The following is a 13,610-nucleotide window of genomic DNA, read 5'->3' as shown; positions in this document are numbered from 1 at the left end:
GCAGTGCAACTTTCGTTACACTGCCTCCTTGCAATCAAAACTAGTACAGTAAACAATATGATAGTTTTACTAGTTTGAATCCGTATATAATTTTATACAAAAATTACTTTCCTTTTACTTGCGCTAGTACAGATTTAAACGTATTAATAACTGTATCTACCTCTTCATAACTAATTGTAAGAGATGGTTCGATACGAATTGTTTTTGAGTTAATTAAAGTTCCAGCAACGAGAATACCTTGATCAAACATTGCCTTTGACACTTCGTAACCAATCTCGTCTTTATGGAATTCAATACCAATCATTAAACCTTGACCACGAATTTCAAAGATTTTATCCTCGTGCCCTTCTGCTGCTTGTTTCAATCCATTTAAGAAATACGCCCCAACTTCAGCAGCACGTTCTGGTAATTTCTCTTCCAATAATACATGGATTGTTGCAATTGCAGCCGCACATGCCAGCGGATTCCCTCCAAATGTTGTTGTATGCATAAATGGATTTTCAAACCAACTTTGGAATACTTTCTCTTTCGCAACGATAGCTCCTGCTGGCATAACGCCTCCACCAAATGCCTTCGCCAGACAAATAATATCCGGCACAACATCATATAATTCCGCTGCAAACATTTTCCCTGTACGTCCCATTCCAGTTTGTACTTCATCGAAAATAAGGAGTGATCCAAACTCATCACAAAGCTCTCGTACTTGTTTCAAATAATTTTCTGGAGGTAAAATAATACCGCCCTCTCCTTGAATTGGTTCTAAAATAACTGCTGCAACATCTTCTCCTACTAATGCGCATGTCTCAAATGTTTTTCTCATCATATCAATATCGCCAAATGGGACATGACGGAAACCCGGAATTAATGGTAAAAATGGCTTGCGGAACATTCCTTTTGCCGTCCCAGATAAAGCACCAAGGCTCTTACCATGGAAAGCACGAGTTGTAGAAATGAAAGTTGTTCGTTCACTATACATTTTTGCTAGTTTTAATGCTGCCTCTACACTTTCTGTTCCACTATTTGTGAAGAAGGCATATTTCAAATCACCAGGTGTAATATCCGCTAAAATCTTTGCAAGAATCGCTCGAAGTGGATCTAGTAAATCTTGACTGTGTAATGCTTGACGCTTTAGTTGATCTGTCACAGCTTTTACTACTTTCGGATTACGGTGACCAACATTGTAAATTCCGAATCCACCTAAACAGTCAATGTATTTTTTACCATTAATATCCATGAAACAAGATCCTTCATCAGACCATTCTACTGCCGCAAATTGTCCATCCTTTGTTACTGTTTTTCTATATGCTAGAAAACCAGGATTCACATGCTCTCTAAATCCATCTACTGTTTCTTTTTGAATCCAGTTTGCTTCTTCTTCAGAAACTTTTTCTTTTTCAATTAACTGTAGTACTTTCGTAATATACTCATTTACATTTGAACCTTTTACATCTTGTTCATTCAATTTATTTTCCACGTTCGTTCCCATTTATTTCACTCCTATATTCTTTTTATTTGCAAACCAACCAATAGGTTCTACTTCTAGATTTATATTAATCTGCTTAATTTCTTGAAATTCCTCTAAACCAAACGTTCCTAGACTACGACCTATACCACTTTGCTTATATCCACCCCAAGGTGCTTCATTGTATGTTGGATGATAGCTGTTAATCCACGTAATTCCTGCGCGAAGCTTGCGAATTACACGCATTGCTTTCGCACCATCAACTGTAAATACCCCTCCAGCTAAGCCATAATCTGTACCATTTGCTAACTCAATTGCTTCTTGTTCATTTTTAAACTTTTGAATTACTACAACAGGACCGAAAATTTCTTCCTGTACAATGCGCATATCGGGTTTTACATTGACAAAGACCGTTGGTTCAATAAAGAAACCCTCACCTTTTCCATCTGTCAGTATTCGCTTACCTCCACAAGCAATGTCTGCGCCTTCGTCTTTCCCAATTTCAATGTAGCGTAATACTTTTTCCATATGTTCTTGACTTACAAGTGGTCCCATTTCTGATTCAGGATTATCACCAGGCCCAACGTTAATTTGCTGCGCTCGCTCCACAAAACTATTAATAAATTTATCGTAAACGCTTTCTTCAACAAGGATTCTCGATCCTGCTGAACATACTTGTCCGCTACCTGCATAAATACCAAATAGTGCATAATCAATAGCTGTTTCAAAATCTGCATCTGCAAAAATAATATTCGGTGATTTGCCTCCAAGTTCTAGCGAAATCTTTTTCATATTATCTGCTGCCGTTCTCATAATGTGCTTGCCTGTTTTTGTTCCACCTGTAAAGGAAATCATATCCACCTTACTACTCGCTGCAATTTCATTCCCTACTATTGGACCGGCCCCCATTACCATATTAGCAACACCTTTTGGTAGCCCTATTTTTTCAAGGATTTCGAATAGCTTTGTCGCAGTAATTGGTGTCACTTCAGAAGGTTTAAACACAATTGTATTTCCAGCTGCTAAAGCAGGTGCAATTTTCCATACACTCATCAATAGCGGATAATTCCATGGAACAATTAATCCACAAACACCAACTGGCTCTCTTACAACCATTGCTTGCATTGGATCGGCTACATGATATGTTTGCCCATCTGGCTTTGTAATCAATCCAGCATAATAGCGAAAACAAGCCGCTGCATCTCCAATATCTCCTTCTGCCTCACGGTATGTTTTTCCATTATCCATTGTTTCAAGATACACTAACTCTTCCATATTTTTATCAATTTCATCTGCTATTTTAAATAAATATGATGCCCTTTCAGCAGTGGATGTTTCTGACCAAATTCCACTATCGAAAGTCGCTCTTGCCACTTCGATCGCGTATTTTGTATCCTCAATTGTTCCCTCAGGTGCATATGCTATACCCTTGCCATTCGCAGGGTTAATTATTGTTCTTTTTTCTTGATTACTAGACTCTCTCCATTCACCGTTTACATACATTTTTAAATCTAGCACTATATTGAATCCTCCTTTATTGATCGTTTATATATTTATAAGCAAGTTTCATGCCAACATTTAAAGCACAAAGGAATCCTATAAAAACTAACTATATTCTTACGTGTAATAAAAAAGAAGTATGCGTTGTTGCATACACTATTCCACTTTGCATAAAACAAAACATAGATCAGTACCATTACCATCTTTCATTTTGCTGAAATGTGAGATGATAGTACTTGCCAACCACGAATAGCGGAAAACTCGCTAAACTAACAAAAAAGGAGAAGTCTATGTGACCTTCTCCTTTTTTAGGAATACGAGATTATATCAGTTGGCATTCCTTTTTCACTGACAATCCTTTGATATTTTCGACTCACTGAAGATTGGCTAATGCCAAGAGCTTTTGCTGCCTTAGTCGTTGTTTTATACTGCTTCATTGCAAGTAAAATCAATTGTTCTTCTACAGAATGTAGTGCTTCTTGTAACGGTAATACTCTCGTAATAACTGGTTTTGATTTTTTAAAGTCATAACCGGGGGTTAAAAACTTACTAACAAACTCAGCTTCAATTACTGGATCGTCTGCTGATACTACTAAACGTTCAATCATATTTTGTAATTCACGTACATTTCCTGGCCATGAATAAAACTCTAGTAAGTTAAGTGCATCCGGAGTTAAATGATAGTTTTTATTATATTTTTCATTTAACTGTTGTAAAAAATGAAAAGCGAGTACTGGGACATCTTCCATTCGCTCTCGTAGAGGAGGCACTTGCAATGGAATTACATTTAAACGATAAAATAAATCTTCACGGAACGTTCCTGCCTCTACCATCTTTTCCAGACTTTTATTTGTAGCGGCAATAATTTGTACATTTATTTTCGTAGGTATTGTACTTCCAATAGGAATTACTTCTTGTTCCTGCAGGACCCTAAGCAATTTCACCTGCAAATGTAGAGGCATTTCTCCAATTTCATCTAAAAATAAAATACCTTGATCAGCTCGCTTGAAATATCCTTCTTTTCCATTTTTATCTGCTCCTGTAAAAGCACCTTTCGTATAACCAAATAGTTCACTTTCTAACAAAGTTTCTGGAATTGCACCACAATTTAATTTTAAAAATGGCTTTGCAGATCGCTTTCCAAGTTGATGAATTGCTTGAGCAATTACTTCCTTCCCGACGCCCGATTCTCCGGAAATAAGAACATTGGAAGAGAAATCTGCTATTTTTTTAGCTTGGTTTATAATTTGCTCCATTTTCGGACTACAGTAAATAAGTTTCTTAAGAAAACGATCTTTATTTTTAAAATCATCTAATTCCTTCTTATATTGCTCTGATATTCTCTTTATTTCATGTAATTCCGTCTTTAATCTCGTAGCTTCTGTAATATCCCTTGAAGCAATAATAATACGATGAAGCTCTCCGCTTTCATCAAATACAGGATTTCCAACCGCCAATATTTTTCTTCCACTTTTTGTTTCTTGTACAACTGATACCTTTTTTTGTTGCTCCAATACTAATCGCGTAACAGATGGACTAAATAACCCTTTCTGTTCTAAGTCTAAAAGGTTTTTACCTAAAAGATCCTTCAAATTACTCCCCCAAAAATCATTAATAACGGTTTCACTGTAACGAATTAATTCCCCTTTATGATTAACAACTAATATTTCATCATAAATACTAGACAAAATTGCATGCAAATCTTTGTTTAAATCCTTTATATATTCAATTTCCATTGCCATGTCCTCAACCATCGGCAAATCTTGTACGATAATAACCATTCCTTCAATATTTCCATCAAAGTTTGGAATGGGACTGTAGTCAACTAATACACCCATCTCATTTGTGATTTGTAATTGATTCAAAATTGTCTTTCCCGTTGCAAATACGTTATTAATATGTCCTTCGTTAAAAATTTGTTCTGCTGGTACATTCATTACTCTTTCAGGTGTAGATTTAATCATCTTCAAACCAGATTCATTGCAATTTACAATTTTCTTTTCACGATCCACTACAAAAATCCCCATTGGAATAGACGTTAAAATAATTTTTAATATATCAACACTCTGATTTTCTTGTTTAAATAGTTCTGCAAAAACATCTTCTCTTCTTATATATCCTATTAACTCATCCATTTCATTTTTCACTATCGCAATCGGCGCTCCAATAATTTGAAACAGAGCTGTTAAAGAAATATTTTTACTAAGATAACATATTGTATCTAGCGAAACTGCATTTGCAAGCAATGCCTTGGAATGTAAGTCCTTACTGTTTGATAGCAGATCCTTGACATGAACGTATGCAAATAATTTCTCTCCCCTTTTTAAAAATAGAAAAGGTTCTTTTATATTTTCAACGTCTATATTCCATTCCTTTTCGGATTGATCGATAGGTAGAGAAACAATAGGTCTAATTTTATTACGAGCAATGGAAAACATTCTGCTATTCCTCCTTTGGGCTACTTAATTTGTATTGTATCATTAAATGCAGATTTTTTTAATTAATCTGAAAATAAAACATTCTTTCCTTTACTTAATAAAAAAAGGAAGATGAGCACCTCCATCTTCCTCATTGTTCTATCATTAATCACTACCACTAACGAAAAGGTCTTCTTGAATATAAGCTAATACCATACCTGGAATTACTTTATCTCCTGCCTCTACTTCTAAAGAGTGAACTTCTCCGCTACATCCCATCTTAATTACTTCCAGTTTACCATTCATATCTTTAATCGAAAATAATGGCTCCCATTCATAAACTCGAGAATCCTTAACAATAGAAACTTTTTCAATTGTTCCATAGCATGGACTCGTAATAATATCATAGTACATAATCAATCATCCCCTTCTTTTATTCTATTAATATTGCTCTTCTAACCTTTGTGACTGAAGAATCATATAAAAAAAGCTTTGAAACTCTTCTATGTCTTCAATCTCAATTCCTAACCTCGGTGCCCAATATTGTTCCTCTACAATATCTTCTTGACTTAACAAAATCATTCTCCCATTTTGAATAGAGGTAACCATTGCTTTTCCAAGAAACTGTTGTGAATACGTAACAGCTATATCGTAACGATGACTTTTCGACAAAACACAATAATAACCGATTGGTTGTCTCTCCACTTCTTCTAATAAAATATCCAGTTTCATTTGAGCCCTCCTTTAGGTTAAAAATGCAACCAACCTCTTAGGCGCGATGCTTCTACAATCTTACGAACTCCTTCAATATAAGCAGCAATTTTCATATTTACTCCAAAGTGTTTTGAAGTGTCAAGTACGTTAGAAAAACTAGATGTAATTTTCTCTTTTAAACATTGATCAACATATTGCTCTGTCCAATAATATCCTTGATTATTTTGACACCATTCAAAATAAGAAACAATAACCCCACCCGAGTTTGCTAAAATATCTGGAACAACCAAAACTCCCTTTTCTTCTAACATCGTTATCGCCTCTTTTGTTGTTGGACCATTTGCAGCCTCAATGATAATCTTACATCCAAGCTTTCCTGCATTATGTTTCGTAATGACTCCCCCAATTGCCGCTGGAATGAGTACATCACATTCTTTTTCTAACAACTCCTGATTAGAAATTGTTTTACTAAAAAGATTCGATACTACACCGAAAGAATCTCTGTTTTCTAATAAATAAGGAACATCTAAGCCGTCTGGATTATAAATTCCTCCTATAGCATCTGATACCCCAACTACTTTCACACCAATATCATATAAATATTTCGCCAAATACCCTCCAACATTCCCAAATCCTTGAATAATAACTCTCATATTTTGTAGTGGAATTTGTTTTAACTCACTTACTAACTGAAGCGTATACAATACACCTTTAGAAGTTGCTGTTTCCCGTCCTTGTGATCCTCCTAGCATTAATGGCTTCCCGGTTATAAAGCCTGGAGAGTCAAACTCCCTAATATGGTCATATTCATCTAGCATCCAAGCCATAATTTGCGCATTTGTGTACATATCAGGAGCCGGAATATCTTTCGTCGGTCCCACAATTTGACTTACTGCCCTTACATACCCACGACTCAATAACTCTAATTCTCTAAAACTCATCTCCTGTGGATTACAAATAATCCCGCCCTTTGCGCCTCCATATGGCAGTCCTGTCACTCCACATTTCAAGCTCATCCAGCCAGCAAGTGCTTTTACTTCTTCTGCCGTAACATCTGGATGGAATCTAATACCACCTTTCGTTGGCCCAGCTGCGTCATTATGCTGAGCACGATACCCTTGAAATACCTTTGTTGTTCCATCATCCATACGAACAGGAATACTTACTTCTAAAAAACGCATTGGTTTTTTCAGAAATTCAAATACTTCGTCTGGATAATGTAAAAAATGAAGCGCCTCTTTTAATATAGCTTGAAATTCCTCTAAAGGATCTTCAACCTCACCTGTATGTTTTTCTGACTGAATCGGCACGATAACACCCCGCTTTTTATTTTTACTAATTATACAAAGCAATAATCGTGCCAAGTGAAAATGCTACGGTAATCATATTGTGTCACCCTCCTACTTATGACGCTTTGAATGACTTATGCAATACTGCATGATTATTAAATATAAAAAGCAAAAGACATCGGGATTTATCCGATGTCTTTTGCTTTTTACATTTCCTGCACTTCTTCAAAATGCATTTGCGGAGGAGCTAAGCGGAACATATTTGTAATATATAAAAGGTATCCCATTCCAATAGCAGCCCAGCAAATACCGAGAATAAGTGAATGAACATTGAGATTAAACCATAGTACTGCTACAGTACCAGCACCTAAAATAGGCATCACTAAAAAATTTAAACAGTCTTTTATCGTTTTATATCTTTTTTTCTTAATTACATAGTAGGAAATTACAGATAAATTAACAAATGTAAATGCAATAAGCGCTCCAAAATTAATAAGTGATGCTGCCGTTTCTAAATCAATGAATATCGCAGAGAGTGAAATAACTCCTACAATAATAATGTTATATACTGGCGTTCGCCAACGAGGATGAATGTATCCGAATATTTTTTTCGGAATGACATTATCTCGACCCATTACGTACAATAATCTAGACACACTTGTATGAGAAGCTAAACCAGACGCGAGTGTCCCCATAAGCGTTCCTACTAAAAAGAAAGCTTGAAATAGTTTTCCACCAACATATAGCGCAATTTCTGGAGACGCTGATTCTTTATCTTTAAATACAGATGTATCTGGAAAGAAAGATTGTGTAAAATACGTAGTTGTAATGAATAAAACTCCACCGATTAAAGCAGTAAGAAAAATAGCCCGAGGTATTGTCTTCCTCGCGTTTGGTGTCTCTTCCGAAAATGTAGTTACTGCATCAAAACCTAAAAATGAAAAACAAAGAATTGTTGCACCTGCAACTAACGGTGATATTTGTATATCTGATTGAAAAAACGGCTGAATGGAAAAAACTTCTCCTGTTCCCTCTCCCGCTAATAAACCTTTTATAACTAGAAAAACAAACACGGCCATTACTAGCACTTGAAATATTACTAAAAACGTATTGAAGTTAGCAGTAACATTTACGCTAATAACATTTATAAGTGTAATCAGTAGAATAAAACCAATGACCCATATCCAATTAGGAACACTTGGAAAAAATGCTGACAAATAAATTCTCGTTAATAGTGCGTTCACCATCGGCAAAAACAAATAATCCAATAATGCGGACCATCCAACAAGAAACCCAAGTCTTGCACTAATTGTTTTCTGTGTATACGTATAAGCTGATCCTGCGGTAGGAAAAACCTTTACCATTTTGCCGTAGCTTGCAGCGGTAAACAACATCCCTGCTAACGCAATCAAATAAGCTCCTGGAACATGTCCACCCGTTTTTTCCGAAACGATTCCAAACGTATCAAATCCAACCATCGGCGTCATATACCCGACCCCTAGCATAACAATTGACCAAAGTCCTAATGAACGTTTTAAACCAACTACTTTTCCCACCTATCATTCCCCCTACTTTCTCTATCTCATTTTCATTTGAAAATTGACAGCAAAAAGGAAACGCTTTCAAATAACTGTATACATCACACCAACTATTACAGTTCCCTTTTGTTTTTAAATATCATGCAATTTTCGAGCCAAAATGTATGTAATTAAAAAATTCAATTCGAAAGAAAACATATAGGTGGAATGAGGCCTCACTTCTTCTCATTTTTTATTCATTTTGACATAAGTTATTCAATCTCTCATACTGCTAAATATAAAAAATAAAACTTTAATTCGTGTTTTTTATTTTCACTCCCTTACAAATTTGGCTTTTATGAGATAGGAATATTTCCATGAAATAATAACATTATGTAAACTATCCATAGAAAAAAGCTGTCTTTTCTATAAAGACAGCTTTTTCTATGACACGATATTAAAAATTGAATGCGAAGTCATCGTCAGATAACTTTTCAACGTTCGTTGCTTTTACGTAACCATTTCCTTTTACAGAGAAGAAATCATGGTTTTTCGTATCTGTACGTAGACCATTTAAAACGATTGGGTTAATTTCTTCTTCTTCAAACTTCGGCTCAAGTCCTAAATTCATAAGTCCTTTATTCGCATTGTAGCGAACGAAACGATTTACATCATCTACAAGACCGATAGAAGTGTAAATTTCTTCTGTGTATGCCATTTCAATTTCATATAGTTCCATTAATAACTCTTGCGTTTCTTTTTGCACTTCTTGTTGATCTTCTGCAGAAAGCTCTGCGAAAAGTTGTTGTGCTAAAATACCGACGAATACGCCGTGAATGGACTCATCACGAATGATTAGGTTAATAATTTCACCACTTGCCGTCAATTTACCTTGACCTGCTAAGTAAAGTGGATAGAAGAATCCACTATAGAATAAGTAACTTTCTAAGAACACACTTGCTACCATTGCCATGTATAACTCTTTTTTCGTTACTTGAGGCTTTAATAAACGACGATAGTAACGAGTAATAATACCAGCCTTTTTCTCAAGTAATGGATGATTGTCTACCCATTCAAAAATATCATCAATTTCTTCTTCCGTAGCTAACGTTGTAAAAATATGACTGTAACTCTTCGCATGTACTTCTTCCATAGCTCCCATGAAAGCTAATACACTTTTTGCTTGTAAATTTTCAAGATGAACAAGTACAAGTGGCATCCCTTCGCCACCTTGTTTCGTATCTAAAAGTGTTAAACCACCTAATACACGCTTATAAGCAATTTGCTCTTCTTTTGATAATTGTGCCCAAGTATTTTTGTCAGAAGACACCGCGATTTCTTCTTCTGTCCAAAACTGAGCGATGTTTTGCTTCCAAAACATTAAACTAAAATCGTCTTCCTTTTTGTTCCAGTTTACCGCACGCATTCAATCGCCCCTTCTCTAAATAAACATGAAAAATTGATAACTAAGCATGAGCAGGGTTCAGAAAACCCTGCTCATAATGTCTCACTTTTTTATATTAAACGGTACAAGCTACGCACTCTTCCACGCTTAATTTACGTGTTCTCGTATAATACAGACTCTTTAAGCCTTTTTTATGTGCATAGATGTAGTAACGTGCTAACTCACGTGTTGAAATATCACTATTAACGTAAAGAATTGTACTAATTCCTTGGTCAATATGCTCTTGAATTTCTGCAATTAAATCAATTAATTTAAACTGATTCATATCGTAAGAAGATTTATAGTACCAGAACGTATCTTTTGATAAATACGGCATTGGATAATATGTTGTCGCATTCGCATACGTTCTTGATTCGATTTGACTTACGATCGGCATTACGCTTGAAGTTGCATTTTGAACGTAACTGATAGATTGTGTTGGAGCGATAGCAAGACGGTATGAATTATATAATCCATTCTTCTGCACTTGCTCTTTTAAACTTGTCCAATCTTCTTTTGTTGGAATATGAATTCCTTCAAATAGTTGCTGAACTTTTTCAGTTACTGGGCTGTAATCTGTCGTTTCATACTTCTCAAAGTATGTGCCGTTCGCATAATCAGACTTATCGAAGTCTTTAAATGTTTCGCCTTTTTCTTTAGCGATTTCCATACTTTTCTCAATAGAGTAGTAATTTAACATCATAAAGAATGTACGAGCGAACTCTTTCGCTTCTGCACTTTCATAACCGATTTTATTTTTTGCTAAATATCCATGTAAGTTCATTGCTCCAAGTCCAACTGAATGAAGCTCATCATTTGCTTTTTTCACAGTTGGTGCATTCGGAATGATTGTCATATCAGAAACAGCTGTTAAAGCTTCCATTCCTGCATGAACTGCTTCACGAATTTCTTTATTTTCCATTACATTTACGATATTTAGTGATCCTAAGTTACAGTTAATATCGCGGCGGATAATGTCATCTGTACCGTAATCATTTATTTCAGAAGTTTCTTGTAGCTGGAAGATTTCTGTCTCGAATGTTCAACCGAGTTCGCTACTCCTCAGTCCGTTGCTCATGCAACTGCTGTATGTCACCATACAGGACAGACTATATCATCACCTACAGCATTACCTGATTAGGTGCTCCGCTTTTCGAACGCCAATCACTTGCGCTCTACTCCCATAAGGGATAGTCGTTAGGCTTTTACTTATCTTAATCTTTCAGAAAGTCTCTTATTACTTTATGTTGTCCAATCACTCTGCTATACAAAATAATAAGATACATTCTGAACTTTTCTATTTTCATTCTAAGATAAGATTTAGCACGGTAGGTTACCTCAAACTTGAGGCTTTCCCCGTTTAACGGAGTTTTCGACTAGCATTTCTACTAGAAGGTGCTACATATTTAACACAAGTTCGACATCTTCACAGTTCCAATATCCTTCAGTGGATGCTGATTATTTGCATTTGATTTAAACATTAAGTATGGATAACCAGACTCAAGCTGAATCATTGCGATTTTAATAAGCATATCACGTGCACTAATATCTAGCGGCTTCTTCTTCACTTTCGGATTGCTCATTAATTCATCGTACATTTCATCAATGTCAATATCATCTAAATGCTTGCCATATTCTTTAAACACCGTATAAGGCGCGAAAACATGGAAAGGTTCGTTTTTCTCAGCAAGCTCAAAGAACTTACTTGGAACGATAATTCCGATTGATAGAGACTGAATACGGCTCTTCTCGTCGGCATTTATTTTCTTTGTATCAAGGAATTCGATAATATCCCAATGGAAGATGTTTAAGTATACTGCACCAGCACCTTTTCGTTGGCCAAGTTGATTCGCATATGAAAACGAATCTTCAAGCAATTTCATAACAGGTACTACACCACTTGCAGCGTTATCAATACCTTTAATTTGCTCACCACGTGCACGTAGCTTAGATAAGTTTAAAGCTACTCCCCCGCCAATTTTTGATAATTGCATTGCAGTATTAATGTTAAAGCCGATTGAATTTAAGCTATCGTCCATCTCTAACAAGAAACAAGACACCATTTCTCCTCTTCTGCTTCTTCCCGCATTTAAAAAGGTTGGTGTCGCTGGTTGGTAGTTTTGTTTTACAATCATGCTTGCGAATTGTTTTGCCTTCGCAACATCACCGCGTCCTAAGTATAATGACACAATTGCTACACGATCTTCATAGCTTTCTAAGTATTGTTTTTGATCATTCGTTTTTAACGCATAATCTTTGTAGAACTTAGATGCTGCCATATAAGATTGGAATTCGAAGTTTTCACCATAAGCGATGTTATATACTTCTTCTGCTTCCTCCAAGCTATACTCGTCCAGAACGTTGTAATAGTAATCATGTTCTTTCATATACTCCATTCGCTCTGCCACGCTATTAAAAGGAACGGTATTCTCTCTAGCTTCTTCCATAAAGACTTCTAATGCCTCTTTATCTTTATGAAGCTGATAAAAACCGTCCTGCATTTGCGTGATTTCATTATTCAGTTCAATGTGTCGCAATCTCCCGCACCCTTTCCTTAAAATATTCTACATCGTTATTTGTTCCTGATAACTCAAATTTTGATACAATAGGCACTTCATATTTAGCAGAAATTTTGTCAGCACTTGCACCGAACATGTCTCCCCAGTTACGATTGCCGCTTGCAGATACGCCTTTTAATTTGTCATTATTGCGCTCTAAAAATTCTAAAACACGTTCTGGTACATTGCCAAAACCTGTTGTATACGTAATAAGAATAAAGTCTTCATCTATTACTAGATCTTCACCAATTTGAACGGCCGGCATATTTAATTTGTGAATGAAACGCTTCACGTTTCCTGTCATAGAATCATATGCAACTAACATTTCCGACCCTCCCTCTCCAATCTATACTCTTTGTATGTCGTTTCTTGATTTCTCTATATATTGTATTACGTTTCAAAACAAGACACAAGATATATGTATAAATTCTTTCTTTTTTTAACTTTTACTTTTCGACAAGACCGCCGATTTTTTTCAATACAATGACTATGAAACAACATTCTAAAACTCATGTCAATAAAGTGCTTTTCAAAAAAGTTGTCAACGAATTTAACCTCATTTTAAAAAAAGTTAACAATATATTTTGTCATAAAACGGCAAATGCTGGAGGAATATATTTCTCCAGCATCACGCAAAAAAGAACAGACATGAAACGATAATCTGTTCTAACAAACGATTACATTTATCAATTTTACTTTATTAAATATT

Annotated in this window: 10 protein-coding genes and 1 pseudogene; all 11 read right to left on the bottom strand. The window is 35.5% G+C overall.

Annotated elements, in window-relative coordinates:
• Nucleotides 1–103: 103 nt before the first annotated feature.
• Complete coding sequence (locus JDS98_RS14205) at nt 104–1,486, bottom strand: putrescine aminotransferase (protein WP_000537092.1); 1,383 nt, start codon at nt 1,484–1,486, stop codon at nt 104–106.
• Nucleotides 1,487–2,980 (bottom strand): aldehyde dehydrogenase family protein, encoded by a 1,494-nt coding sequence (locus JDS98_RS14200; protein ID WP_098138258.1) that lies wholly within the window; start codon nt 2,978–2,980, stop codon nt 1,487–1,489.
• Nucleotides 2,981–3,270: 290 nt separating this feature from the next.
• Nucleotides 3,271–5,400 (bottom strand): sigma 54-interacting transcriptional regulator, encoded by a 2,130-nt coding sequence (locus JDS98_RS14195; RefSeq protein ID WP_098138260.1) that lies wholly within the window; start codon nt 5,398–5,400, stop codon nt 3,271–3,273.
• A gap of 144 nt (nt 5,401–5,544) precedes the next feature.
• Complete coding sequence (locus JDS98_RS14190; RefSeq protein WP_000291046.1) at nt 5,545–5,793, bottom strand: biotin/lipoyl attachment domain-containing protein; 249 nt, start codon at nt 5,791–5,793, stop codon at nt 5,545–5,547.
• Nucleotides 5,794–5,820: 27 nt separating this feature from the next.
• Nucleotides 5,821–6,111, bottom strand: coding sequence for an SAV0927 family protein (locus JDS98_RS14185; RefSeq protein ID WP_000762558.1), 291 nt, complete (start codon nt 6,109–6,111; stop codon nt 5,821–5,823).
• A 17-nt stretch (nt 6,112–6,128) separates the two neighbouring features.
• Nucleotides 6,129–7,403: a Glu/Leu/Phe/Val family dehydrogenase gene (locus JDS98_RS14180; RefSeq protein ID WP_199631456.1), complete on the bottom strand. Its 1,275-nt coding sequence runs from the start codon at nt 7,401–7,403 to the stop codon at nt 6,129–6,131.
• Between the two features lie 185 nt (nt 7,404–7,588).
• Nucleotides 7,589–8,938, bottom strand: coding sequence for an APC family permease (locus JDS98_RS14175; protein ID WP_000521244.1), 1,350 nt, complete (start codon nt 8,936–8,938; stop codon nt 7,589–7,591).
• A gap of 418 nt (nt 8,939–9,356) precedes the next feature.
• Nucleotides 9,357–10,325: a class 1b ribonucleoside-diphosphate reductase subunit beta gene (nrdF, locus tag JDS98_RS14170; RefSeq protein WP_001203010.1), complete on the bottom strand. Its 969-nt coding sequence runs from the start codon at nt 10,323–10,325 to the stop codon at nt 9,357–9,359.
• A gap of 94 nt (nt 10,326–10,419) precedes the next feature.
• Entirely contained in the window at nt 10,420–11,370 is a 951-nt protein-coding gene (locus JDS98_RS14165) for a ribonucleotide reductase large subunit (protein ID WP_073990709.1), read from the bottom strand.
• A 382-nt stretch (nt 11,371–11,752) separates the two neighbouring features.
• Nucleotides 11,753–12,880, bottom strand: a pseudogene (locus tag JDS98_RS14160) (ribonucleotide reductase N-terminal alpha domain-containing protein); the annotation flags it as partial.
• On the bottom strand, nt 12,867–13,226 hold the full coding sequence (gene nrdI / locus JDS98_RS14155; protein WP_000959449.1) for a class Ib ribonucleoside-diphosphate reductase assembly flavoprotein NrdI: 360 nt from the start codon (nt 13,224–13,226) through the stop codon (nt 12,867–12,869). The gene nrdI and the pseudogene JDS98_RS14160, both read right to left, overlap by 14 nt.
• Nucleotides 13,227–13,610: the final 384 nt, after the last annotated feature.

The sequence above is a fragment of the Bacillus cereus group sp. N11 genome (genome assembly GCF_016483605.1).
Taxonomy (GTDB): domain Bacteria; phylum Bacillota; class Bacilli; order Bacillales; family Bacillaceae_G; genus Bacillus_A; species Bacillus_A toyonensis.
Note: the sequence above shows the minus strand (reverse complement) of the source record. Positions and strands in the feature narration are given on the sequence as shown.

Bases quoted from the DNA above. Each gene is read 5' to 3' on its own strand.
- JDS98_RS14205 (WP_000537092.1), bottom strand. From the start codon at position 1,486: ATGGGAACGAACGTGGAAAATAAATTGAATGAACAAGATGTAAAAGGT.
- JDS98_RS14195 (WP_098138260.1), bottom strand. From the start codon at position 5,400: ATGTTTTCCATTGCTCGTAATAAAATTAGACCTATTGTTTCTCTACCT.
- JDS98_RS14190 (WP_000291046.1), bottom strand. From the start codon at position 5,793: ATGTACTATGATATTATTACGAGTCCATGCTATGGAACAATTGAAAAA.
- JDS98_RS14185 (WP_000762558.1), bottom strand. From the start codon at position 6,111: ATGAAACTGGATATTTTATTAGAAGAAGTGGAGAGACAACCAATCGGT.
- nrdF (WP_001203010.1), bottom strand. From the start codon at position 10,325: ATGCGTGCGGTAAACTGGAACAAAAAGGAAGACGATTTTAGTTTAATG.
- nrdI (WP_000959449.1), bottom strand. From the start codon at position 13,226: ATGTTAGTTGCATATGATTCTATGACAGGAAACGTGAAGCGTTTCATT.